Source organism: Pseudomonas frederiksbergensis, assembly GCF_000802155.2.
Lineage (GTDB): Bacteria > Pseudomonadota > Gammaproteobacteria > Pseudomonadales > Pseudomonadaceae > Aquipseudomonas > Aquipseudomonas frederiksbergensis_A.
Window position 1 is genome coordinate 114,550 of the sequence record NZ_JQGJ02000001.1, and the last position, 22,629, is coordinate 137,178.

The following is a 22,629-nucleotide window of genomic DNA, read 5'->3' on the forward strand; positions in this document are numbered from 1 at the left end:
TTATTCGGGGATGACCGCGATCACATCGATTTCCATCAGCCACTGCGGCTGACCCAGGGCGCTGACCACCAGCCCGGTGGAAATCGGGAACACGCCCTTGAGCCATTTGCCGACCTCCTGGTACACCGGCTCGCGATAGCGCGGGTCGATCAGGTAGGTGGTGGTCTTGACGATGTGGCTCAGGTCGCTGCCGGCTTCTTCCAGCAGTTGCTTGACGTTGCGCATGGCCTGCTGGGCCTGGGCCCGCGGGTCGCCGAGACCAACCAATTGGCCGTCGAAATCAGTGCCGACCTGACCACGGACGTAAACGGTATTGCCCGCGCGCACGGCCTGGCACAGGTCGTTGTCCAGGGTCTGGTTCGGATAGGTGTCCTTGGTATTGAACATGCGGATGCGAGTGTGGGTAGGCATCAACGGACTCCCGTCAGGCTGGTTTTCAAAGGGTGCGAAACGCGTTGGGATGCATCGCGGTAGTCGAGGTAGGTGCGCTGTTTGACGATGTGGTCGGTGATATGCCGGGCGTCGTGCCACACGCCCCAGATGAACGCCGAGCCGCGACGCGACAGCCACGGCAGGCCGACGAAATAGAGGCCGGGCTCGCTGCAGACGCCACGCTGGTGCCGCGGCTTGCCGTCGGCCTTGAACGCATCGACGTTCAGCCAGCTGTAGTCCACCGAATACCCGGTGGCCCAGATGATCGTCGTGACGCCCGCCTCGGCCAGGTCCAGTTCGAGGATCGGATGGGTCATGCACTTGGGGTCGGGCAACAACCGACGCGCTTCGGGTTCGGGCGGCAGGTCCAGGCCATTGCGCTCGATATAGGCATCGGCGGCGTCGAGCAACGCCAGGTAGTTTTCATCGCCACGGGCAATGTTCTCGGCAAGGTTGGCTTCGAAACTCACCACGCTGCCCTTGAACGCCCGGGTCAGGCCCACCAGGGTGATGCCCTCGTGAGCCAGCCGACGAAAGTCCACCGTGTGGCCGCCCCGGGCGCCACTGACGGCGATGGTCACGTGCTCTTTGCCGGGCTTGACCGCTTCGGCGTCCCACTCGCCCAACACCCCCAGCCACCAGCAGAAATCCCGGTTTCGATAGGCTCGCGGCGGGCGATCATGGGCGCCGACAGAGAGGTAGACCTGCTTGCCGGCGCGCTGCAATTCATCGGCGATCTGCACCCCCGATGACCCCGCCCCCACCACCAGCACGGCGCCTTCGGCCAGCTGCTCGGGGTTGCGGTATTGCGCCGAATGAATCTGGGTGACCGTGGCCATCTCGGGCGCGATGGGCGGGATGACGGGGCGCTGGAAGGGGCCGGTGGCGACCACCACGTTAGTGGCTTCGATCAGGCCGTCCGATGTCTCGACGCAGAAGCCCGGGCGCCCGACATTGCGCTCGACTTTGCGCACCTCCACCCCGGTGCGGATCGGCGCATTGAATGTGCGGGCATAGGCTTCGAAGTACTGGGCCACCTGATCCTTGGAGGCGAAAGCATCGGGATCCAGGCCGGCAAACTCGAGCCCGGGAAAGCGGTCATGCCAGGCCGGGCCATTGGCGACCAGCGAGTCCCAGCGCGCCGTGCGCCAGGCCTCGGCGATGCGATTGCGCTCCACCACCAGATGCGGCACGCCTTGGCGGCTCAAATGTTCACTCATGGCGACACCGGCCTGGCCGGCGCCTATTACAAGCGTATCGATGCGTAGGGTTTCAACGGGCATGTCTGGGCACTTCCGGCAGTGGTTTTGGCTCAGGTCGGCGCGGTGCCGCCTCGGGTTTCGGTTTCTTGTTGTTTTGCGCTTTCAGCTATCGAGATGAGCTGTCGAGGCGATTGTGTTGGCAGGCGGGAATTTGCGAAACGAGGGTTTTTGTTGTGGCTGGGAAGGAAAAAACTGCTCGGCCAGGCGTTGCGCCAACCGAGGGCAATCCAAGGTCAAAACGTGTCGAAAAGGTGCATTCAGCTCGGCCGGGCCGGAAACGCCTTGAGCTCCAGTTTCTCCATCACCAGCGCGATGAACGCCGAAACCGCCCGCGGCAACTGCCGGCGGCTTGGGTAGAGCACGTTCAAGCCAAAGCCGTTGCGTCGGTACTGCGGCAATACCCGCACCAGCCGTCCGGCTTCCAGGTCCATGGCGCTCAACGCCGACGGCAGCACGGCAATGCCCAGTCCGGCCACCGCTGCCTTGCGCAACGCCTGGGCGGTGTTGGCGTTGAAGCGGCTGGGTATCTGCACCTCCACTGCCTGGCCGTCCGGACCGATGAGTTGCCAGTGGCTCAGTCCACTGGGGTGGGGAAAATTCACGCTGTGGTGCCGAGCCAGGTCATCCAGCGACTTCGGCATGCCCCGCGCAGCGATATAGGCCGGGCTGGCGACCATGCCGTCGCTGGCGTTGCTCAGCAGTTGCCGACCGACGTACCCCGAGTCCTGCAATACACCGCCTCGGAAGGCAACGTCGATGCGGTCGGTAATCAGGTCGACACGGGCGTCGCTGAGCACGAAATCGAGTTGCACACGCGGGTGCGCGGCGAGGAAGTCGGCAATCCATTCCATCGGGAAGAAGTCGAAGAAATCCGCCATCGCGGCGATCCGTACCAGGCCGGCCGGCTCGTCACTGCCGTGCATCAGAGCCTGGCCCGCGTCCATCAAGCCGTCCACCGCGCCCACACAACGCCCATAGAACCCCTCGCCCACATGGGTCAACGTGAGCTTGCGCGTCGACCGTTGCAGCAACCGCGTCCCCAACTGCGCTTCCAACTGCTGGACACGCCGGCTGACGGTGTTCGAAGGCATGCCCAGCCGCCTGGCCGCTTCGGCAAAACTGCCGCTGCGTACAACCTGGACAAACAGCGCCACGTCGTTCAAGTCCAGCATAGCGTCGACATTCCTGCGTTTTTTGGATGAGTTCAATCCGATTGTATCGGCTAATCAAACGATTGGAAGGCGCTTACGCTTCTTCCATCGAAGCCACCCGTGCTCCTGAACCCTCCTGAACCCAGAGCCCTTCCCATGAACAGCATTGTCGCGACACCACCGCGCGCCATCGTCCGCCGCACCACCGGCAGCAGCCATGGCCCCATCACCCGGCTGATGAGCCCCGGCGACCTCGGTCAACTGTGCAAACCCTTCGTATTCCTGGATCTGTTCGAATTCAACGCCAAGGGCATGCCCCGCGGCTTCGGCATGCACCCACATTCCGGGATCGCGACGCTGACCTACATGATCGAGGGCGAAGTGGTCTATGAAGACACCACCGGTAAATCCGGCACGCTGCCGAGTGGCGGCATGGAGTGGATGCAGGCTGGCAATGGCGTGTGGCATGACGCCCGGCCCGTCGGCGGCTCGCCGATTCGTGGATTCCAGCTCTGGGTGGCGTTGCCGCCCGACCAGGAAAACGCCCCGGCGCACAGTGAATACCTCGCGCCCGCAGAAATCCCGCGGCAAGGTCCGGCGCTGGTCATGCTCGGCGAATACGGCGCCGCGCGCAGCAGCATTGCCGCACCGCCCGGCATGAACTACCTGGCGGTGCAGCTCAAGGACAAGGAGCGCTGGCGCTACACGCCGCCGGCCGGACACGACGTTGCGTGGCTGGCCGTCAACAGCGGCAGCCTCGACGCGGACGCAAATATCACTGCTGGGGAAATGGTGATCTTCCAGGACTCCGCCGCAGCCATCGACATCGTTGCCCGGGGCGCGACCTCCTTCGTGCTCGGTTCGGCGGTCAAGCATCCCCACGACCTGGTGATGGGTCACTACTCAGTCCACACCAGCGAGGCCGCACTGGAACAGGGCGAAAGCGAAATCCGCCGCATCGGCGCCCAGTTGAAACAACAAGGGCGGCTGGCCTAGCCGTCCCTCGATACCCCTTTTCAATCCTGATAATCAAAGGTGCCTCATGAGCCACATCGGTCTTGATCTTCTGCTTTCCCGCGTCCAAGTCGGCACGCTGTCCTTGAAAAACCGCATGGTCATGGCGCCCATGACCCGCAGCCGCGCAGGCGACGGCGATGTCGCGACGCCGCTCATGGCCGAGTACTACAGCCAGCGGGCCAGCGCCGGGCTCATTGTTACCGAAGGCTCGCAGGTTTCGGCCCAAGGCAAGGGTTATCTGCGCACCCCCGGGATTTTCACCAGCCAGCAAGTCGCCGGCTGGAAACAGGTGACCGACGCTGTTCACGCCCAAGGTGGGCAAATCTACTTGCAACTCTGGCACGTGGGCCGGTTGTCCCACTCCCTGGTCCAGGCTGACGGCGCCCTGCCCGTGGCCCCGTCGGCGATCAAGGCCGACGGTGAAATCTATACCGCCGAAGGCCTCAAGCCCTATGAACTGCCGCGGGCGTTGGCGCTGGATGAAATCCCCGGGGTGATCGACGATTTCCGCCAGGCCGCCCTCAACGCCAAGCTCGCCGGTTTCGACGGTGTTGAAATCCATGGCGCCAACGGCTACCTGATCGACCAGTTCCTGCGTGACGGGACCAACCAGCGCACCGACGCCTACGGTGGCTCGATCGAGAACCGCGCACGCTTTCTAAAGGAGGTGGTCGAGTCGGTGATCGAGGTCTTTGGCGCCAGCCGCGTTGGCGTCCGCCTGTCGCCGATCTTCAGTTACTTCTCGATGAGCGACAGCCATCCCCAGGCGACTTTCGACTACACGGCCCGGATGCTCAGCCGTTATGGCTTGGCATACCTGCACATCGTGGAGCTGGGCGAAGGCTCGTTCGATTTCCTCGAACTCAAGCGACGCTTTGGCGGGCCCTACATCGCCAACGGCGGCTACAGCGCTGAACGGGCTGGCACGGCCATCAGCCAGCGCACGGCCGATCTGGTGGCATTCGGCACGCCGTTCCTGGCGAACCCGGACCTGGTGGAACGATTCCGATTGGGTGAAGCCTTGAACCCGGCCGATCCGGCCACGTTCTATCAGGGCGAGGAGCGCGGCTATACGGATTACCCAACCCTGTCAGCGCCCTAAGCCGGTACGCAGCGAGGCGCCGGCCCAGCTCGCCTCGCTGAATTGTACAAATTCGTAAAAAACTTATACAAACCTCTTTATCTCGTACAACTCATGTCGTACGCTCCGAAAACTTGTACATAAATCTAATTACGTACAATTTTTCGGAGCCCGACATGTCTGCCTTTCTCAAAGGTTTCGCTCACGCCTTCGCCGAGCTGGATGCCAGTCGCCTGGCTGAGCTCGACAGGCTCTACAGCGCCGACATCCTCTTCCAGGACCCGCTGCATCGGGTCGAAGGGCTGCCCGCCTTGCGCGAATATTTCGCCCAGCTCTACGCCAACGCCAGCGATCTGCACTACGACTTCCACGGCTACGATGAAACCGCCCCCGGCGAGGGCTACCTGCGCTGGACGCTGCGCTTTCGTCACCCGCGCCTGAACGGCGGGGCGCCGATCGAATTGCCAGGCTGCACCTACTTGCGCTGGAACGATCGGGTCTACCTGCATCGGGACTTCTTCGACGCCGGCGCCCTGCTCTACGAGCACTTGCCGCTCTTCGGCCCACTGATTCGCTGGCTCAAGCGGAGGCTGGCATGAGCCGCATCTGGCTGACCGGTGCCAGCAGCGGCATCGGCGCCGAGCTGGCTGCGGTGCTGCTTGAGCAAGGTCATCGCCTGGCATTGAGCGCGCGCCAAGTCGGCCCACTGCAGGCATTGGCTGAACGCTATCGCGATCAAGTGCTGGTGCTGCCGGGGGACCTCAGCAATTGCGCACAAGTGGCGGGGATCACCCAGCGCATCGACGACGAATGGGGCGCCCTCGATCAGGTGATTCTCAATGCCGGCACTTGCGAATACCTGGAACCGGGGCACTTCGACACGCGCCTGGTGGAACGCGTCCTCAATACCAATCTTCTGGGCACGTGCCATTGCCTGGAAGCTGCCCTGCCCTTGCTGCGCCGAGGCCAAGCTCCGCATCTGGTGGCGGTGTGCAGCGCCGTGACCTGGCTGGCCCTGCCCCGGGCCGGTGCCTACGGCGCGTCCAAGGCCGCGTTGCGTTACCTGCTCGAGTCGTTGCGCATCGACCTGGCTGCCGAAGGCATCGACGTCACCCTGGTGAGCCCCGGCTTTGTCGATACGCCTCTGACCCGGCGCAATGACTTTCCCATGCCCCAGATCTGGTCGGCACAACGGGCCGCGGAGCACATCGCGCGACGCCTGGGCCCGCGCCCGCTGGATATCGCGTTTCCGTGGGCCTTCATTTTTGTCATGCGGTTGCTCGGGCACCTGCCTGCGCGCTGGCGCCTTGCGCTTGGCCGTCGTCTTTCACGTAACGCGGAAAGGACTTGAACCATGCGCATCGCAATCATCGGCAGCGGTATCTCGGGACTGACGTGCGCCTACCTGTTGGCCCGCCAGCATCAGATTACGGTGTTCGAAGCTGACAACCGGATCGGCGGCCATACCCATACCGTGGATGTCGATTGGCAGGGCCGGCGCTACGGCGTGGACACCGGCTTCATCGTGTACAACGACTGGACCTACCCGAACTTCATTCGCTTGCTGGATCAGTTGGGCGTGGCCTCGCGCCCGACGGAAATGAGTTTTTCGGTGCACGACCCGGCGTCCGGGCAGGAATACAAAGGCCACACCCTGGGCAGCCTGTTCGCCCGCCGGCGCAACCTGCTGTCGCCAGGTTTCTGGGGGATGCTGCGGGACATTCTCAGGTTCAATCGCGAGGCAACCGCTGACTTTCAGGCGCAACGCATCGATACCACGACCCGGCTGGGTGATTACCTGCGCGACCGGCGCTACGGCCAACGCTTCATCGACCATTACATCGTGCCGATGGGCTCGGCGATCTGGTCGATGTCACCGGCCGGGATGCTGGAATTCCCCCTGCAGTTCTTCGTGCGGTTCTGCCATAACCATGGCCTGTTGTCGGTCAACCAGCGTCCGCAATGGCGAGTGCTCGAAGGCGGTTCTCGCGCCTACATCGAGCCGCTGTGCGCCCGTTTTCGCCAGCGCATTCATCTTGATTGCCCGGTGCAGCGGGTCAGCCGGGACACCGACGGAGTGACCGTGCACAGCCGTCGTGGCCCGGAGCGATTCGACAAGGTGATATTCGCCTGTCACAGCGACCAGGCCCTGGCCCTGCTCGACACTCCAAGCGTTGATGAAGTCGACGTGCTCGGCGCCTTGGCCTATGCCCACAACGAAGTGCTGCTGCACACCGACACCCGCTTGTTGCCGCAACGCCAAAAAGCCTGGGCGAGCTGGAACTATCGGCTTGGCGGCCCGCCGCAGGCACCTGCCGCGCTGACCTACAACATGAACATCCTCCAGGGGTTCGATGCTCCGGTGACGTTCTGCGTGAGCCTGAACCAAGGCGAGTCGGTGGACCCGGCCAAAGTCCTCGCCCGCTTCGACTACGCCCACCCGCAATACAGCCTCGCCGGGATTGCCGCCCAGGCTCGGCAAAATGATCTGCAAGGACAGCAGCACAGCTATTTCTGCGGCGCCTATTGGGCCAACGGTTTCCATGAAGATGGCGTGGTCAGCGCGCTCACCGTGGCGGAGCATTTCGGAGAAGCGCTTTGAACAGCAGCGTGTGCCATGGCTGGATCGATCATCGGCGCCATACGCCGCGCGTCCACGGGTTCCGGTATCCGATCGGCATGCTCTACCTGGACCTTGCCGAGCAGGCGCAGATGCTCGGCCTGTCACGCTTGCTGCGGCCATGGCGCCTGGCGCCGCTGTGCTGGCGTGAGCGTGACTACCTGCCGGCCCTCACCCACGGGGGCATGCCACTGGTTCAAGCGGTGCGCGAAATCGTCGGGCAAGCACTGGGCTGCGCTCCTCAAGGCGCGATCCACCTGCTGACCCAGCCGCGCAGTTGGGGCCTGTCCTTCAATCCGGTGAGTTTCTATTTCTGCCACGAAACCGACGGGCGCCTGGCAGCGATTCTCTGCGAAGTGCGCAACACGCCCTGGCGTGAGCGCCACCATTACGTGCTGCCAGTAACCCCCGGCGAGCCGCACCTGTTCCAGGTCGCCAAGTCGTTCCATGTCTCGCCGTTCCTACCATTGGACATGGACTATCGCATGCGCTTTCTCATCCAGGATTCGCACATCCGTGTGCGCATGGAGAACTGGCGCGCCGGCCACAAGGTGTTCGAGGCGGACCTTTCATTGCACCGTCGTCCACTCGACGCGCCAGCACTGCGTCGCCATGTGCTGGCATTTCCATGGATGAGCTTGCGCACCGTGAGCGCCATCTATTGGCAGGCCCTGCGCCTGCTCTTCAAACGCACGCCCCTGCACGATCATCAGGCCAGCGATGGTGACCTGAGTGTCGGCGAAACCGCCCATAAGGATCCAGACCATGTCCGAACCCACCCTGAGCGTCACTAAGGCCACCACGGGCTGTCCGTTGAGCGGTGGCCTGTTCAAACAGATCGTGCTCGCACAACTGCGCCGCCTGCGTCACGGCCACCTGCGCCTGGTGCTCGATGGCGAGCCGTTGAGCTTTGGCGACGTGGCCAGCCCCCTGGTGGCCGAGGTCGAGATACTGGACGGCGCCGTCTGGGGCATGGTCGCCGGCAATGGTTCGATCGGTGCCGGCGAGGCTTACATCCACGGCTACTGGCGCAGCAATGACCTTACCGCGGTCACTCGCCTGTTCGTCGCCAACCTGACGGTGCTCGACGCAATGGACAGCGGCCTGGCTCGCCTGGGCCGGCCATTGCTGCGCGGGTTGCACTGGCTCAATCGCAACAGCCGCAAGGGCTCGCGGCGCAACATCATGGCCCATTACGACCTGGGCAATGAGCTGTTCGAGCGCTTGCTCGACCCGACGATGATGTATTCGGCGGCCATGTTCGAACACCCCGAACAGAGTCTCGAACAGGCCCAGATCAACAAGCTCGAACGCATCTGCCAGAAGCTCGACTTGCGACCCGGCGACCACCTGCTGGAGATCGGCACCGGGTGGGGCAGCCTGGCCATCCATGCCGCTACCCATTACGGCTGCAAAGTCACCACCACGACCCTTTCCCAAGAGCAGTTCGCGCACACGTGCCGGCGTGTCGAGGCGCTGGGCCTGGGGCAACGCATCGAGGTGCTGTGCCAGGACTACCGCGACCTGCAGGGACGCTTCGATAAACTGGTGTCCATCGAGATGATCGAAGCGGTCGGTCATCGCTACCTGCCCGAGTATTTCCGCCGCTGCGCCGCCCTGCTCAAGGACGACGGCCTGATGCTGATCCAGGCCATCACCATCCGCGACCAGCGTTACGATCAGGCCCGGCGTTCGGTGGATTTCATCCAGCGCCACATCTTTCCCGGTGGGGCGCTGCCATCACTGTCGATGCTGCTCAGGACCGCCAGCGTCCAGACCCCACTCAACTTGCTGCACCTGGAAGATTTCGGCGCGCACTACGCCCGCACGCTGCGCCACTGGCACGACAACTTCCGGCAGTCGCGCCAGGCCCTGCTTGAGCTGGGTTATGACGAGACGTTCCAGCGCCTTTGGGAATTTTATCTGTGCTACTGCGAGGGCGGTTTCCAAGAGCGCGCCATTGGCGTCGCGCAACTGCTGTTCGCCGCACCCGGGGCCCGCCCCGCGCCCTTGCTGGAGCAGCGTCAAGCATGATCAGTCGCACCGCGCTGATCGCCAATGCGCTCTGGCTGCAATTGGGCTGGTGGGCGTGTGTGCTGGGCGCGCACCAGCCGGCATGGCTCGCTGCCGTGGTGGTCGGGTTGCTCGTTCACCTGCTGCGGTGCCCTGACCCGAAGGCCGAGCGCCTGGCAATGCTGCGTGTCGGTGTGAGCGGCATGTTGTTGGATTGGAGCCTGGGCGTCCTGGGCCTGTTCGACTTCGGTGACAGCCCGCTGCCGCTGTGGCTGGCGCTGCTTTGGCTGGTTTTCGCCAGCGGGCTGCGCCACAGCCTGGCATGGGCAGGAAAAAAACCTTGGCTTGGCGCGCTCGCGGGCGCGGTCGGCGGTCCGCTCGCCTATTGCGCTGGCGCCCCACTGGCAGGTGTTTCATTGCCGCTGGGGACGCTAGGCACCGCGCTGGTGCTGGCGCCGCTATGGGCGATAGGGCTGCCGCTGGCCGTACGCCTGGCCGACGCCCAATAGCCACGGTATCGGCCTGTCTACCAAGGCTCATCCAGGAAAAGCGGCAGGCGCAGCGGCTCGATCAGCCCTTCACGCTGGCCGCACATTTCATCATGGACAACCTGTTGAATCAGCGTACAGGGCAGGCGCGGCACATCGCGCAACAGCTCCCGCAGATGCGTGGTGGAGCGAACTCGAAACGAATGTCCCGACTCGTCAAGCAACGTGAACACTTCCCGGTCCAATCGGACACGTAGAAGGTAGATTCCGCCTTCCAGTGAGAGCAATTCCAACTCGACGATCCGACCCTCGACGGCCAGTTGGAGCAGTTCTTTCAAAGTCATGGCATGTCCCCCGCCTGGCGACGGAAGAACAGCGTCACTTGTCCCAATTCGATGCCGGCTTTGCTCATGCTGGAGCGGTTGATCAGCGTGTCCTCGTCCATAAGGTACATCCAGTCGTCAAACGTCACCTCGTAAGTGGAATCGTCCACTTGCAGGTTCAGTCGATAGCGCCAGCGCAGCGCATTGCCCGCCACCTCCCCTAACGCCTCGCCAATTACATCGTCGGCGCGACCACTCCAAAGGCCCGGGCCGGTTGGCGTCAATGTCCAGACCCTACGCTGCCGGCTTCCATCGCTGTAGAGAAAACGCTCGTCGAGTATCAGTCGATCGCCCTCGCGGCGGCTGGAAATATCCACTTCGAAACGCTTGATCACTTCGCCCGAGCGCTTCTGATAGATGCCCCAGGCCTTGACGGGTTTGCTGAAGAAACGCTCCAGGTCGAGTTGCGGTTGCTGGTCGGCATAGCGGCCTACGTTGACATTGCCGCAACTGGTCAGGCCCATCACCAGCAACAAGATGGCCAGCAGACGGATCATGGCGTGCTCCTTTTTGCGTTTGACGTATCGAGCCCCAGCAATCGTTGGCGCAACTCGGGATGACGCGTGCGCGGATCGAGCCAGATCGAGAAAAAACATCGGGAGAACAGCGTGTCGGCAATCTCGCGGGAAAGGCGTCCATCGACATAAAAGCGACTGCCTTGGCCGGGCAGGTACACGCCGGTGATGCGAGTGCCGGGTTGCACATCGACAAAGGCACCGCGCATCTGCGCCGCCCAGGCTTCCAGGCGCCCGGCATCCTGCACCGTGCCGGTGACGCGTTGCATTTCCTCAAGGCTGGTTTCGACCAGGTCCTGCTTGCTGATGCGGCGCCGATAATCGAGTTCAAGGGCAAAAGGCGTGTCCAGGCTCGGCTTGGACACGGTGCTCCAGAGCCGCGCCCGGTAGACGGCGAACCCGTACCAGCGAAAATCTGCCTCGCCGATCAGATCCGCTCCGGGCAAGGCCTCGCGCCAATCCGCCAAGGCATCACTGGCGTACAGCGCCAGCGCAAGGCTCATGGCACTTATCAAGCGGTGGCGGGCGGCTAAGGATCTGGGCATGGGCAAGCAACCGGTTTGCGAAGGCAAACCGATATTTGTACAACATCATAGTTTTGTACAGCTTTTTTGTAGGCAAATACCTTGGGATTTTCCCTAGACGCTTTCCGGTACATCAACCTGCAGCGGCACCACCCGCCTCGCCACCGGCCCTGCCAACGTGGCCGTCGCAGCCTCGACCAAGGCATCGACGGCCTCTTCCGCCAAGGCGATCAACGGATGGGAAAGTACTGCCTGGACCAACCCGGTCTTCAACGCGTCGCGGGTCAGCGGCGTGAGGTCATGGCACACCACCACGGGGAGGCGAAGCTGTTGTTCCTGAAGGCTACGCAGGGCGCGCAACACCCCGGCGATGCCGCCGCCAGCCACATAGAGCCCCGCCAGGTCGGGTTCTGCCGTGAGCAGGTCGAGCGTATTGCCATAAGCGAATTCATCGTCTTCCAGGGTCAGGCGCGAGGCGAGCAGTTCCCATTCACCGGACTGCTCCGCCAGGTAGCTGCGAAAGCTCAGTTCGCACAATTCCTGGCACTGGAAACGCTGGCTGCTGAGCATGACCGCCGCTGGACCGGGCTGCCTGGCGAGGCGGCTGATGAACCAGCCAGCCGTACGGCCTGTGAGGCGGTTGTCGAGGCCGGCGTAGCCGGTGCCGGCGCTGCTCGACAATTCCGACAGCAACGCTACCACCGATATGCCTGTCTCACGCAATTGGGCCACCGCCTCGCGCACCCTGGGGTGATCGACCGCCACCACGCCGAGGCCGTCCACCTGGTCGCGCAGGGCCAGGATGCGTTGCGCCACGTTGACGGGGTCGAGGTCGTCCAGGTAACCGATGACCACCCGAATGCGCGCTCGCGCGCAGGTGGCGGCGGCGTTTGACAGGGCGTGGGCCAGCCCTTGGTAGAACGGCACCCCGCTTTTCTGCAACAGGAAGCCCAAGCGCAAGGTGGGACGGTCGTTGAGCACCCGTTGCTCGATCACGGCCTTGGCATGAAAACCCAAGCGCCCGGCCGCCGCGGCGATGCGCTGGGCGGTGTCGGCGCGGACATCGGCGCGCAGGTTCAGAACTCGGTCGACGGTCGACAGGCTCACGCCGGCTTCCCGGGCGACGTCGGCCATGGTCGGTCGTAGTTTTCGGCGGGGTTGCTTTGACATGTCTTGACACCTCTTTCCGGCATCATGAGGGGTTTTGCCACATTAAGCCATCACCCCATGGCCCGCTCCCCGCCGAGGCAATAGCATCAGGGCAAGACAAAAACAACAACACCGCCGGAGTGCTTCCATGGCGATTCACATCTGCACGGCGCCCTGCTGCTGGGGCGTCGATGACATCAAGAACCCGTTCCTGCCGCCGTGGCAACGGGTGTTGGGCGAAGCCGCCGAGGCCGGTTATCGCGGCATCGAGTTGGGGCCTTGCGGCTATCTGCCGCTGGAGGCCGAGACCCTCAGCCCAGCGCTGTCGGAGCACGGCCTTCACATCGTCGCGGGGACGATTTTCGATGACTTGGTAAGTCCGGCCAACCTGCCGGAGTTGCTGCGCCAGGCCCACGCCATTTGCGGATTGCTCAAACAGTTGCCGCCCATCGAACCACAACCCGGCCAACGCTTCGGTGGCCCCTACCTGGTGATCATCGACTGGGGCCACGAAGAACGCGACTACGCGGCCGGCCACTCGGACCGCGCGCCACGCCTGGACGACGCGCGCTGGAACGCCATGATGGCGCACATCCGCGCCGTCGCCGACATCGCCTGGCACGCCTACGGCATCCGTGCCGTCATCCATCCTCACGCGGGCGGCCACATCGAATTCGCCGATGAGCTGGCGCGGCTGGTGGATGATATTCCCCACGACGTCGCCGGATTGTGCCTGGACACCGGGCACCTCTATTACGCAGGCATGGACCCCCTCGCATCGCTGCGTACCTACGCTCATCGCGTGGATTACCTGCACTTCAAGGACATCGACCCGGCGGTCTTCGACCAGGTGTTGAACGAACGCATCCGCTTCTTCGCAGCCTGCGCCCGGGGCGTGATGTGCCCGATCGGGCGTGGCGTCATCGATTACCCGGCGTTGCATCGCCTCCTACATGAGCTCGGTTACCAAGGCTGCATCACCGTCGAACAGGAACGCGACCCGCGCAATGCCGCCAGCAGCCTGGAAGACGTGGCGGCCAGCCGCGCCTATCTATCCCGCATCGGTTTTTAAAGGAAAAGGAGTCCTCATGATCAATGGCAGCAACATCCTTGCACGCCCCCTCCGCTGGGCCATGGTCGGCGGCGGCGAACACAGCCAGATTGGCTACATCCACCGCTCGGCCGCCCTGCGCGACCGCAACTTCGAACTGGTTGCCGCCGCGCTGGACATCGACCCCGAGCGTGGCCGGGCCTTCGGCCAACGGCTGGGGATCGACCCGGCGCGCTGTTATCCGGACTACCTGAGCCTGTTCGAGCTGGAAGCGCAGCGGCCCGACGGCATCGAGGCGGTGTCGATCGCCACCCCCAACGGCACTCACTACGCCATTACTCGCGCGGCCCTTGAAGCCGGCTTGCATGTGGTCTGCGAAAAACCGCTGTGCTTCACCCTCGACGAGGCCGAGGCGCTGCGGGACCTGGCGAAAGCCAAGGGCCGCATCGTCGGCCTCACCTACGGCTATGCCGGGCACCAGTTGATCGAGCAGGCGCGGGCGATGATCGTCGCCCACGAGCTGGGGGAGATTCGCATGGTGCACATGCAGTTCGCCCACGGTTTCCATAGCGCACCGGTAGAGGCGCAGAACCAGGCGACGCAATGGCGCGTCGACCCGCGCCAGGCAGGGCCCAGCTATGTGTTGGGCGACGTGGGCACGCATCCGCTGTACCTGTCCAAAGTCATGCTGCCCGAGTTCCGAATCAAGCGCCTGATGTGCAGCCGGCAAAGCTTCGTCGCCAGCCGCGCCCCGCTGGAGGACAACGCCTACACCTTGATGGAATACGAAAGCGGCGCGATGGGCATGGTCTGGTCCAGCGCGGTGAACGCCGGCTCGATGCACGGCCAGAAGATCCGCGTGATCGGGTCCCGGGCGAGCCTGGAATGGTGGGACGAACGCCCGAACCAGCTGAGTTTCGAAATCCAGGGCCAACCCGCGCAAACCCTCGAGCGCGGCATGGGCTACTTGCATCCCGACGCGCTGCAAGACGATCGCATCGGTGGCGGCCACCCCGAAGGGCTGTTCGAAGGCTGGTCCAATCTTTATCGCCGCTTCGCCCTCGCCATGGACGCTGCCAACCGTGGCGACACCGAGACGCTGGCCGCGCTGCGTTATCCCGATATCGACGCCGGCGTGGACGGCGTGCGCTGGGTCGAGCGTTGCGTGGAATCGGCTAATAACGATTCAACCTGGATCGCCTACTAACCCGCTGCCAGAGAATTCCTGTGGCGAGGGAGCTTGCTCCCGCTGGGGCGCGAAGCGGCCCCTTTTTGGGACTGCTGCGCAGTCCAGCGGGAGCAAGCTCCCTCGCCACGGTCATGAACGTTCCCCAAGGAGAACAACAATGAAAATCGCCCTCGATCCCTACATGCACCGCCACCTGAGCCTGCCGGACCTCTGCCGCAAGACCGCCGAGCTCGGCTACGAATACCTCGAGCTGTCGCCACGGGAAGATTTCCTGCCGTGGTGGGTTCGCCCGCGGGCCCACAAGGAACGCATCGCCGAATTCAAGAAGGCCCTGCGCGACCACGATTTGCAACTGGCTTCGCTGCTACCCATGTACCGCTGGGCCAGCCCGCACGAGGACGAGCGCCGGGCTGCGGTGAACTATTGGAAGGAAGCGATCCAGGTCGCCGTGGAGATGGGCTGCACCACGATGAACTCGGAATTCGGCCGCGGACCGTCGCCGGATCGCGGGCATAAGGTCAGTTGCTGTGGCGGCGTGCACAGCCATGAGTCGAGCGAAGCGGCCTGGTGGCGTTCGATGGAGGAATTGGTGCCGATCCTCGAATCCGAAGGCGTCACGCTCAACGTCGAGCCCCATCCGGAGGACTGGTGCGAGACGCTGCACCCGGCCCTGGACATGCTCAAGACCATTGGCTCGGACAACGTCAAGTTCCTCTACTGCACGCCCCACACCTTCTACTTCGGCGACGACATGAAAGCCATGATCGCCGAAGCCGGGCCGATGATTGCCCACGTGCACATCGCCGACACCTACAACCACAAGGCCTCGTCCGGCCTGCGCTACATCGTCAACCCACCCGGAGCGAAAGTAACGGTGCACCAGCACATGGACATGCACCAGGGCGAGATCGACTGGGACCTGTTCTTCGGCGCGCTGGCCAAGACCGGCTTCGACGGCATCGTCACCGCGTGCGTGTTCGGCTGGGAGGAACGGGCGGATGAATCCGGGCGCTTCATGCGCCAGGAGATCCAGGCCTACGTCGACAAATACTTCAGGTAGCGCTTGCCCGTCACGGCAGCAACGGCACGATCCGCGGCTCGATTCGCTGTTCGCTGATCTCCAGCAATGCCAGCGTCACCGGCAGCTTGAACCGCCGCCGGCCGGCGCTGCCGGGGTTGAGGTAGAGCCGCTCGCCCCGCCACTCGATCAGCGGCTTGTGGGAATGGCCGGTGATCACCAATCTCACATCCGGATTGAGCTTCGCCGGCACATCGGCGATGTCATGGACCAGCAGCACCTGCCATCCAGCGAGGTCGAATTGCAGGCAATCGGCGAGCTGTCTCGCCCAATCATCAGCCAAATCATTGTTTCCCCGTACCACGTAAAGCTCGCCGATGGATGCCAGGGCTTCCAGGATCTGCGGGCTGCCAATATCACCGGCATGAATGATCCGCTCGCAGCCTTGCAGTGCATCCAATGCTTCGGGGCGCAGCAAGCCGTGGGTATCGGAAATGACGCCAACTTTCATGAACCTTCCCCCCTTGCGTCGTGTGTCGTCGGCTGTATACGCCTCGTCGCAGTTAGCTAACGTGCTGAAATCGAATAGGATAGGCTGCGTGCTGCAAGCGCACGGACCCGTCGCGTAGAAGGATATGCCAATGCTCGGACGCAAACAGCCAGAGCCCAGGATTGAAAGCCCCGATCAAGCCTTTTCCCCGCAAGCGGCGAGAGCCGGGGCGGCGTTTCGGCTGACTGTGAGCTTCATGCTGGTGGTGATTCTGGTGTTCCTGGCGGTCGAAGGCTGGCGAACCTGGCGTGACTATCGTGCAGCGTTCGCGTCCGCCCGCGATTCGGTGACCAACCTGGCACGGGCAACCGCCCAACACGCCGAAGACACCATTCGACAGGTCGACGTCGTCACCGCCGCCCTCGCCGAACGCGTCGAAGGCGATGGCTTGCAGAACATGGATATCCCGCGCATCCATAAACTGCTGGTCCAGCAGGCCGAGATCATGCCGCAGTTGCACGGGCTGTTCATCTACGGCCCGGACGGCCAATGGTTGGCGACCGACAAGGAAGTGATCCCGGAAATGGCCAACAATGCCGACCGCGATTACTTCCAGTACCACCGTACCCACGCGGATCGAGGCGTTCGCATCGGCGATGTCGTCAAGAGCCGATCCACCAACGACCTGATCATTCCCATCTCCCGTCGTTTGAACAATCCCGATGGCTCGTTCGCAGGGGTGATGCTCGGAACGGTCAAGGTCAGTTATTTCGTCGATTACTACGGCGACTTCAAGATTGACGGCAAAGGCGCCCTGGTCCTGGCCAAGCGCAATGGAACGATCCTGGTGCGCCGGCCTTTCGTCGCTTCGGTGATCGGCAAGAGCCTGGTCAACAGCGTGATCTTCCGGGAGCATTTGCCTACCTCCAATCAGGGCGTCGCCGAAGCCAGGGCGGTTGTCGACGACACCGAGCGCCTGTATGGCTATCGGGCGCTGACGACTTACCCGCTGGTGGTGGAAACCGGGCTGTCCAGGGAATCGATCGTCGCCCCCTGGCGTCGCGACCTGCTCAAGACCAGCCTGGTGCTGGTGTTCCTGATCGCCATCCTGGTGGGTTTCGGGCTCATCGTCTTGAGCCAGTTGCGCCACCGCATGACCATGGAACAGCAAATCCGCAGCGCCCACCAGGCCATGCGGGACATGGCCCTGACCGACAGTCTGACCGGCCTGGGCAACCGTCGGCGGCTGGACATCGCCCTGGCCGATGAGCTGCGCCTGGCCAAGCGCCAGGGTTCTGCCCTGGCGTTGATCATGCTCGACGTCGATTACTTCAAGCGCTTCAACGACAAATACGGTCATGCCGCCGGTGACGACTGCCTGCGCGCGATTGCCGGGGCGATCGGACAGACGATCAAGCGCCCGGGAGACCTGGCGGTCCGCTACGGTGGCGAAGAGTTCACCGTGTTGCTGCCCAACACCGACGGCCCAGGCGCCGCCAAGGTCGCACAGCAGATCCTCGAAGCCGTCCGGGCCTTGAACATCGAACATGGCGACCATCCCCTGGGCATCGTCACCATCAGCGCGGGCATCACCACCTGCCAGCCGAGCAGCGAGGACGCGAGCCCCGCCATGCTGATCAAGGCTGCCGACGCGTTCCTGTACCTGGCGAAGAACACCGGGCGCAACCGCTGGTGCAGCGCCGGCGCCTCCCAGGGCTGACCGCGTATCGGTTCATTTCACCCGACCCAGGCTTGTACAGGTGCCGATCCGGCGCCTGGCGGCTACAATGCGCGCTTCGACCGTGACCAGCCTGACTAAAAAAACATGTCCTTGCCTAAACATCATCTGGAATTGCTCAGCCCCGCCCGCGACGTGACCATCGCCCGCGAGGCCATCCTGCATGGCGCCGACGCCGTGTACATCGGAGGCCCGAGTTTCGGCGCGCGTCACAACGCCTGCAACGAGGTGAGCGATATCGCCCAGTTGGTGGAGTTCGCCCACCGCTACCACGCCCGGGTGTTCACCACGATCAACACGATCCTGCACGACAACGAACTGGAGCCGGCCCGCCAGTTGATCCACCAGCTCTACGATGCTGGCGTCGATGCCCTGATCGTCCAGGACCTGGGCGTGATGGAACTGGACATCCCGCCGATCGAGCTGCACGCCAGCACCCAGACCGACATTCGTACCCTCGCCCGGGCGAAATTCCTCGACCAGGCCGGTTTCTCGCAACTGGTATTGGCCCGTGAACTGAACCTGCAGGAAATCCGCGCCATCGCCGACGAGACCGACGCGGCCATCGAATTCTTCATCCACGGCGCGCTGTGCGTGGCGTTTTCCGGGCAGTGCAACATTTCCCACGCGCAAAACGGCCGCAGCGCCAACCGTGGCGATTGCTCCCAGGCCTGCCGCCTGCCCTATACCCTCAAAGATGACCAGGGCCGGGTGGTCGCCTACGAGAAACACCTGCTGTCGATGAAAGACAACAACCAGAGCGCCAACATCCGCGCCCTGGTGGAGGCTGGCGTACGCTCGTTCAAGATCGAGGGCCGCTACAAGGATGCGGCCTATGTGAAGAACATCACTGCCTACTATCGCCAGCGCCTGGACGATGTCCTCGAAGACCGCCCCGACCTGGCCCGCGCCTCCAGTGGCCGGATCGCGCATTTCTTCGTGCCGGACCCGGACAAGACCTTTCACCGTGGCAGCACTGACTATTTCGTCAGCGAGCGCAAGATCGACATCGGCGCCTTCGATTCGCCGACGTTCACCGGCGTACCGGTGGGCGTGGTGGAAAAAGTCGGCAAGCGCGACCTGCAAGTGGTGACCTCTGATCCACTGTCCAACGGCGACGGCCTCAACGTGCTGGTCAAGCGCGAAGTGGTGGGTTTCCGGGCCAATATCGCCGAACCCAAGGGCGAGTTCCTCGATGACGAAGGCCAGAAGCGCTACCGCTACCGCGTCGAGCCCAACGAAATGCCGGCCGGCATGTATCAGTTGCGGCCCAACCATCCGCTTAACCGCAACCTCGATCACAACTGGCAGCAAGCGCTGCTCAAGACTTCCGCCGAACGTCGCGTGGGCCTGGCCTGGGTTGCACAGTTGCGCGAAGAGCGCCTGGAACTGACCGCCACCAGCGAAGAAGGCATCAGCGCCCGCGTGGCGCTCGACGGCCCCTTCGGCCTGGCGAACAAGCCGGAGCAAGCCCTGGAGCAATTGCAGGACCTGCTCGGCCAACTGGGCACCACCGAATATCACGCCACGTCGATCAAGCTGGACGCGCCCCAGGCGTTTTTCATTCCCAACTCACAACTCAAGGCGCTGCGCCGCGAGGTGATCGAAGCCTTGACCACGGCGCGCGTCGCGGCGCACCCACGGGGCGGTCGCAAGGCCGAGACCACACCGCCGCCGGTGTACCCGGAGTCGCACCTGTCGTTCCTGGCCAACGTCTACAACCAGAAGGCCCGCGACTTCTATCACCGCCACGGCGTCAAGCTGATCGACGCGGCGTTCGAGGCACACGAGGAAACCGGCGAAGTGCCGGTGATGATCACCAAGCATTGCCTGCGCTTCTCGTTCAACCTCTGCCCCAAGCAGGCCAAGGGCGTCACTGGCGTACGCACCAAGGTTGCGCCGATGCAGTTGATTCACGGTGATGAAGTGCTGACGCTGAAGTTCGACTGCAAGCCCTGCGAGATGCACGTGGTCGGCAAGATCAAGGGGCACATCCTCGACCTGCCGTTGCCAGGCAGCACCGCGCAGCCGGTGGTGGGGCATATCAGCCCGGAAGATTTGCTCAAGACGATTCCGCGCGGTACGCATTGAGTCCAGTCACCACCGAACCCTGTGGGAGCGAGCTTGCTCGCGATGGCGGCGTCACATTCAGCACGGGTGCACGCCGACCTGACGCCATCGTCGGATCGCCGCCCGGAGCAAGCTCGCTCCCACAAGGGATTTTTCATTTCTGCGCCGTTTGCGCTTTTACGGGCGACATATTCCGTTCAAGGGGCTCCCCCAATCCGCGTTCATGATGCTAGGTTGTAAGTGATTGTTTCATCAAACGACACTTTTCCCTGCAAAGGAATGCCTGCCACCATGAACTTCCCGTTCAAGCGTCTTGCTATCGCCACCCTCGTCCTGTCCACCCTCTCCTCCCTGCCGTTATCGGCCAATGCCAACATCACTGCGCAACAAAGCGCGGACTTCGTCAAAGCATTCACCGATACCTCGGTCAGCGATTTCCGCCAGTTCCTGGCAAGCGTCGCCAAGAGTGACCTGGCCAAGTCCGCCAACCTCAGCCCCGCTATCAGCGCTTTCCAAGACAACAAAACCCTGTCCGCCGAGCAACAGAACGAGATCCATCGGCTGCTGGGTCTCTACGCCCGGGTGAAGTACGGCAAGGCCGCCACCGAGACCTTGCGCCAGTTGGTGGAAATCCCGACCTATCGCAAGGACGGCGTGGCCCAGCATGAAAACCCGGAATTCCTGAAGATCGCCGACAAGATCAAGAGCCTGGCCAACGACTTCAACCTGAACTTCCGCAACATCGACAACCGCGTCTATGAGATTTCCCTCGAAGGCAGCGGCGACGAAGTCGTGGGCATTCACGCCCATGCCGACGTGGTGCCGGTGACGCCGGAAAACTGGGTGCTCAAGGACGGCACCAAGCTTGATCCGTTCAAGGTCACCCTGGTGGGCGATCGCATGTACGGTCGCGGCACCGAGGACGACAAGAACGGCATCGTCGTGGCGCTCTACGCCATGAAGATCATCAAGGAAGAAAAACTGCCGCTGGCGCGTCACTTCAAGCTGCTGGTCGATACCACCGAAGAAACCACCGGCGATGCCATCCCCTATTATTTCGAGCGCAACCCGACGCCCAATTACAACCTGGCGCTGGATGGCAGCTACCCGGTGGTGATCGCCGAGAAAGGCTACGGCACGGTCATGGCCAATTTCCCACGTCGCGCGGGCCAGGGCAAAGGCGCCGAGATCACCGGGCTGACCGGCGGCATGGCGACCAACCAGATCCCATCGACTTCAGTCGCGACATTCGCCACCGACAAGCCCGCCGAGCTGGCCGCCAGCCTGCGCAAGGCCGGCACTGACTACGCCAAGGCCAATGGCGGCGACTTTGAGGTAAAAAGCGAGGTGGACGGCAAGACGGTCAAGCTGACCTTCACTGGCGTTTCCGCCCACTCCTCCGAGCCTGAGTCAGGTGTCAACCCGGTGGCCAGGATGCTGGTGTTCATCAACGGCCTCGACGGCAAGGTCGCGCTCAAGCACAACCACATCACCGACGCCGCCCGCTATGCCACTGACAATTGGGGCCTGGATTACCTGGGCAAGAAACTGGGCATCGGCTTCTCCGACGCATTCATGGGCCCGCTGACCGCCTCGCTGACCTACGTCGGGATGGATGACAAGACTTTCAAGCTGGCCGTGAACCTGCGGGTGCCCGTGGGCAAGCCGACCGAGACGCTGAAGACGGAGATCAACGACAAGCTTTCCGCCTGGGCCAAGAAGTCCAAGGTCGCGGTGGCCTTCGATAACTCTATCGACGAACCGATGTACCGCAACCCCGAAGGCGAATGGGTCAAGGCGCTGCTGGCCGTGGCCACCGAGAACCTGGGCATGGAGCATAAGTTCGGCACCTCCGCTGGCGCCACGTCGGTCCATGACTTGCCGAACGGCGTGCAATTCGGCCTGGCCATGCCCGATGTGAAGTACACCGGTCACAACGACAACGAGTTCAAGACCGTGGAGCAGTTCCTGCTGGACCTGCAGGTCGTGACCGAAATGATGGGGCGGATCGGGCAGTTGCCGAAGCTCTAAGAAACGGCGTGATCCCCGTGGCGAGGGAGCTTGCTCCCGCTCGGTTGCGTAGCGACCGCAAGATCTTCAGGTCTGCTTCGCCCGAAGCGTCGGACCGGCCCAGCGGGAGCAAGCTCCCTCGCCACAGGGTTATTTTCATCCCTTCAGAGGGACGGCGGTTTCTTCCCCGGTCTTGTCCGTCACATCCACCACGTCTATCCCCCAATCCCCATGCAGGTACCAATCCTCGCCGATCATCTCCGCCGGGTGCATCGTGCGGTCGGCGCCGTTGCCGCACGCCAGCGCGGTCGACGCGCAGTAACGGTCGCACCCCCAACAAATGCGCTCGGGATGTTTGGGACTGATGGGAAAGGGCTTTGCCATGACGACCCCGCATGCCGGATGGATGTACCCCACCCTACCCTGGC

General features: G+C 63.2%; 23 protein-coding genes. 14 read left to right on the forward strand and 9 right to left on the reverse strand.

Annotation, left to right across the window (positions count from 1 at the left end; translation table 11 throughout):
- From JZ00_RS00485 to JZ00_RS00495, 3 genes are all read right to left on the reverse strand, one after another.
- Complete coding sequence (locus JZ00_RS00485) at positions 1–411, reverse strand: RidA family protein (protein ID WP_039591057.1); 411 nt, start codon at positions 409–411, stop codon at positions 1–3.
- A complete protein-coding gene (locus tag JZ00_RS00490) occupies positions 411–1,715 on the reverse strand; it encodes a flavin-containing monooxygenase (protein ID WP_039591058.1) in 1,305 nt (434 codons plus the stop codon). Before JZ00_RS00490 ends, JZ00_RS00485 begins: the two co-directional genes overlap by 1 nt.
- 236 nt (positions 1,716–1,951) lie before the next feature.
- Positions 1,952–2,866 carry a LysR family transcriptional regulator gene (locus JZ00_RS00495; protein WP_039591060.1) on the reverse strand — a complete coding sequence of 305 codons (915 nt, stop codon included), beginning with the start codon at positions 2,864–2,866 and terminating at the stop codon, positions 1,952–1,954.
- A 135-nt stretch (positions 2,867–3,001) separates the two neighbouring features.
- On the opposite strand from JZ00_RS00495, the gene JZ00_RS00500 reads away from it, so the two are divergent.
- The 8 genes from JZ00_RS00500 to JZ00_RS00535 all read left to right on the forward strand — a co-directional run bounded on the left by JZ00_RS00500 (position 3,002) and on the right by JZ00_RS00535 (position 10,085).
- Positions 3,002–3,841 (forward strand): pirin family protein, encoded by an 840-nt coding sequence (locus tag JZ00_RS00500; protein ID WP_039591062.1) that lies wholly within the window; start codon positions 3,002–3,004, stop codon positions 3,839–3,841.
- A gap of 46 nt (positions 3,842–3,887) precedes the next feature.
- A complete protein-coding gene (locus JZ00_RS00505) occupies positions 3,888–4,964 on the forward strand; it encodes an alkene reductase (protein WP_039591063.1) in 1,077 nt (358 codons plus the stop codon).
- Between the two features lie 155 nt (positions 4,965–5,119).
- Positions 5,120–5,542, forward strand: coding sequence for a nuclear transport factor 2 family protein (locus JZ00_RS00510; RefSeq protein WP_039591064.1), 423 nt, complete (start codon positions 5,120–5,122; stop codon positions 5,540–5,542).
- Positions 5,539–6,294, forward strand: a complete 756-nt coding sequence (locus JZ00_RS00515; RefSeq protein ID WP_039591065.1) for an SDR family NAD(P)-dependent oxidoreductase — start codon at positions 5,539–5,541, stop codon at positions 6,292–6,294. The genes JZ00_RS00510 and JZ00_RS00515 overlap by 4 nt, the downstream gene beginning before the upstream one ends.
- Positions 6,295–6,297: 3 nt before the next feature.
- Positions 6,298–7,545, forward strand: a complete 1,248-nt coding sequence (locus JZ00_RS00520) for an NAD(P)/FAD-dependent oxidoreductase (RefSeq protein ID WP_039591066.1) — start codon at positions 6,298–6,300, stop codon at positions 7,543–7,545.
- A complete protein-coding gene (locus tag JZ00_RS00525) occupies positions 7,542–8,357 on the forward strand; it encodes a DUF1365 domain-containing protein (RefSeq protein ID WP_039591067.1) in 816 nt (271 codons plus the stop codon). Before JZ00_RS00520 ends, JZ00_RS00525 begins: the two co-directional genes overlap by 4 nt.
- Entirely contained in the window at positions 8,329–9,597 is a 1,269-nt protein-coding gene (locus JZ00_RS00530; protein ID WP_039591068.1) for an SAM-dependent methyltransferase, read from the forward strand. Before JZ00_RS00525 ends, JZ00_RS00530 begins: the two co-directional genes overlap by 29 nt.
- Entirely contained in the window at positions 9,594–10,085 is a 492-nt protein-coding gene (locus JZ00_RS00535; protein ID WP_039591070.1) for a DUF2878 domain-containing protein, read from the forward strand. The genes JZ00_RS00530 and JZ00_RS00535 overlap by 4 nt, the downstream gene beginning before the upstream one ends.
- A 17-nt stretch (positions 10,086–10,102) precedes the next feature.
- Here the strand turns inward: JZ00_RS00535 and JZ00_RS00540 are convergent, their stop codons facing one another.
- From JZ00_RS00540 to JZ00_RS00555, 4 genes are all read right to left on the reverse strand, one after another.
- Complete coding sequence (locus tag JZ00_RS00540) at positions 10,103–10,408, reverse strand: DUF6482 family protein (protein ID WP_039591072.1); 306 nt, start codon at positions 10,406–10,408, stop codon at positions 10,103–10,105.
- Positions 10,405–10,944 (reverse strand): DUF3833 domain-containing protein, encoded by a 540-nt coding sequence (locus JZ00_RS00545; RefSeq protein ID WP_030138823.1) that lies wholly within the window; start codon positions 10,942–10,944, stop codon positions 10,405–10,407. Before JZ00_RS00545 ends, JZ00_RS00540 begins: the two co-directional genes overlap by 4 nt.
- Positions 10,941–11,465 carry a chalcone isomerase family protein gene (locus tag JZ00_RS00550; protein WP_030138822.1) on the reverse strand — a complete coding sequence of 175 codons (525 nt, stop codon included), beginning with the start codon at positions 11,463–11,465 and terminating at the stop codon, positions 10,941–10,943. Before JZ00_RS00550 ends, JZ00_RS00545 begins: the two co-directional genes overlap by 4 nt.
- 135 nt (positions 11,466–11,600) lie before the next feature.
- Positions 11,601–12,656 (reverse strand): LacI family DNA-binding transcriptional regulator, encoded by a 1,056-nt coding sequence (locus JZ00_RS00555; RefSeq protein ID WP_039591075.1) that lies wholly within the window; start codon positions 12,654–12,656, stop codon positions 11,601–11,603.
- Between the two features lie 127 nt (positions 12,657–12,783).
- On the opposite strand from JZ00_RS00555, the gene JZ00_RS00560 reads away from it, so the two are divergent.
- The 3 genes from JZ00_RS00560 to JZ00_RS00570 all read left to right on the forward strand — a co-directional run bounded on the left by JZ00_RS00560 (position 12,784) and on the right by JZ00_RS00570 (position 15,935).
- Positions 12,784–13,707 (forward strand): TIM barrel protein, encoded by a 924-nt coding sequence (locus tag JZ00_RS00560; RefSeq protein WP_039591077.1) that lies wholly within the window; start codon positions 12,784–12,786, stop codon positions 13,705–13,707.
- 16 nt (positions 13,708–13,723) lie between these two features.
- Positions 13,724–14,893, forward strand: coding sequence for a Gfo/Idh/MocA family protein (locus JZ00_RS00565; RefSeq protein ID WP_039591079.1), 1,170 nt, complete (start codon positions 13,724–13,726; stop codon positions 14,891–14,893).
- A gap of 139 nt (positions 14,894–15,032) precedes the next feature.
- Positions 15,033–15,935 (forward strand): sugar phosphate isomerase/epimerase family protein, encoded by a 903-nt coding sequence (locus tag JZ00_RS00570; protein ID WP_039591080.1) that lies wholly within the window; start codon positions 15,033–15,035, stop codon positions 15,933–15,935.
- A gap of 10 nt (positions 15,936–15,945) precedes the next feature.
- Here JZ00_RS00570 and JZ00_RS00575 read toward each other — a convergent pair whose 3' ends face one another.
- Positions 15,946–16,404 (reverse strand): metallophosphoesterase family protein, encoded by a 459-nt coding sequence (locus JZ00_RS00575; protein ID WP_039591081.1) that lies wholly within the window; start codon positions 16,402–16,404, stop codon positions 15,946–15,948.
- Positions 16,405–16,534: 130 nt separating this feature from the next.
- Between JZ00_RS00575 and JZ00_RS00580 the strand changes: the two genes are divergently transcribed.
- From JZ00_RS00580 to JZ00_RS00590, 3 genes are all read left to right on the forward strand, one after another.
- Positions 16,535–18,103, forward strand: a complete 1,569-nt coding sequence (locus JZ00_RS00580; RefSeq protein WP_039591083.1) for a sensor domain-containing diguanylate cyclase — start codon at positions 16,535–16,537, stop codon at positions 18,101–18,103.
- 105 nt (positions 18,104–18,208) lie between these two features.
- Entirely contained in the window at positions 18,209–20,212 is a 2,004-nt protein-coding gene (locus JZ00_RS00585; protein WP_039591085.1) for a peptidase U32 family protein, read from the forward strand.
- Positions 20,213–20,482: 270 nt separating this feature from the next.
- Complete coding sequence (locus JZ00_RS00590) at positions 20,483–22,222, forward strand: dipeptidase (RefSeq protein ID WP_039591087.1); 1,740 nt, start codon at positions 20,483–20,485, stop codon at positions 22,220–22,222.
- Between the two features lie 135 nt (positions 22,223–22,357).
- Here the strand turns inward: JZ00_RS00590 and JZ00_RS00595 are convergent, their stop codons facing one another.
- Complete coding sequence (locus JZ00_RS00595) at positions 22,358–22,585, reverse strand: DUF3079 domain-containing protein (RefSeq protein WP_039591094.1); 228 nt, start codon at positions 22,583–22,585, stop codon at positions 22,358–22,360.
- Between the last annotated feature and the right edge of the window lie 44 nt (positions 22,586–22,629).

Bases quoted from the DNA above. Each gene is read 5' to 3' on its own strand.
- JZ00_RS00570 (WP_039591080.1), top strand. From the start codon at position 15,033: ATGAAAATCGCCCTCGATCCCTACATGCACCGCCACCTGAGCCTGCCG.
- JZ00_RS00580 (WP_039591083.1), top strand. From the start codon at position 16,535: ATGCTCGGACGCAAACAGCCAGAGCCCAGGATTGAAAGCCCCGATCAA.
- JZ00_RS00535 (WP_039591070.1), top strand. From the start codon at position 9,594: ATGATCAGTCGCACCGCGCTGATCGCCAATGCGCTCTGGCTGCAATTG.
- JZ00_RS00505 (WP_039591063.1), top strand. From the start codon at position 3,888: ATGAGCCACATCGGTCTTGATCTTCTGCTTTCCCGCGTCCAAGTCGGC.
- JZ00_RS00550 (WP_030138822.1), bottom strand. From the start codon at position 11,465: ATGAGCCTTGCGCTGGCGCTGTACGCCAGTGATGCCTTGGCGGATTGG.
- JZ00_RS00595 (WP_039591094.1), bottom strand. From the start codon at position 22,585: ATGGCAAAGCCCTTTCCCATCAGTCCCAAACATCCCGAGCGCATTTGT.
- JZ00_RS00520 (WP_039591066.1), top strand. From the start codon at position 6,298: ATGCGCATCGCAATCATCGGCAGCGGTATCTCGGGACTGACGTGCGCC.
- JZ00_RS00590 (WP_039591087.1), top strand. From the start codon at position 20,483: ATGAACTTCCCGTTCAAGCGTCTTGCTATCGCCACCCTCGTCCTGTCC.
- JZ00_RS00510 (WP_039591064.1), top strand. From the start codon at position 5,120: ATGTCTGCCTTTCTCAAAGGTTTCGCTCACGCCTTCGCCGAGCTGGAT.
- JZ00_RS00560 (WP_039591077.1), top strand. From the start codon at position 12,784: ATGGCGATTCACATCTGCACGGCGCCCTGCTGCTGGGGCGTCGATGAC.
- JZ00_RS00495 (WP_039591060.1), bottom strand. From the start codon at position 2,866: ATGCTGGACTTGAACGACGTGGCGCTGTTTGTCCAGGTTGTACGCAGC.
- JZ00_RS00530 (WP_039591068.1), top strand. From the start codon at position 8,329: ATGTCCGAACCCACCCTGAGCGTCACTAAGGCCACCACGGGCTGTCCG.
- JZ00_RS00545 (WP_030138823.1), bottom strand. From the start codon at position 10,944: ATGATCCGTCTGCTGGCCATCTTGTTGCTGGTGATGGGCCTGACCAGT.
- JZ00_RS00565 (WP_039591079.1), top strand. From the start codon at position 13,724: ATGATCAATGGCAGCAACATCCTTGCACGCCCCCTCCGCTGGGCCATG.
- JZ00_RS00515 (WP_039591065.1), top strand. From the start codon at position 5,539: ATGAGCCGCATCTGGCTGACCGGTGCCAGCAGCGGCATCGGCGCCGAG.
- JZ00_RS00540 (WP_039591072.1), bottom strand. From the start codon at position 10,408: ATGACTTTGAAAGAACTGCTCCAACTGGCCGTCGAGGGTCGGATCGTC.
- JZ00_RS00500 (WP_039591062.1), top strand. From the start codon at position 3,002: ATGAACAGCATTGTCGCGACACCACCGCGCGCCATCGTCCGCCGCACC.
- JZ00_RS00585 (WP_039591085.1), top strand. From the start codon at position 18,209: ATGTCCTTGCCTAAACATCATCTGGAATTGCTCAGCCCCGCCCGCGAC.
- JZ00_RS00555 (WP_039591075.1), bottom strand. From the start codon at position 12,656: ATGTCAAAGCAACCCCGCCGAAAACTACGACCGACCATGGCCGACGTC.
- JZ00_RS00575 (WP_039591081.1), bottom strand. From the start codon at position 16,404: ATGAAAGTTGGCGTCATTTCCGATACCCACGGCTTGCTGCGCCCCGAA.
- JZ00_RS00485 (WP_039591057.1), bottom strand. From the start codon at position 411: ATGCCTACCCACACTCGCATCCGCATGTTCAATACCAAGGACACCTAT.
- JZ00_RS00490 (WP_039591058.1), bottom strand. From the start codon at position 1,715: ATGCCCGTTGAAACCCTACGCATCGATACGCTTGTAATAGGCGCCGGC.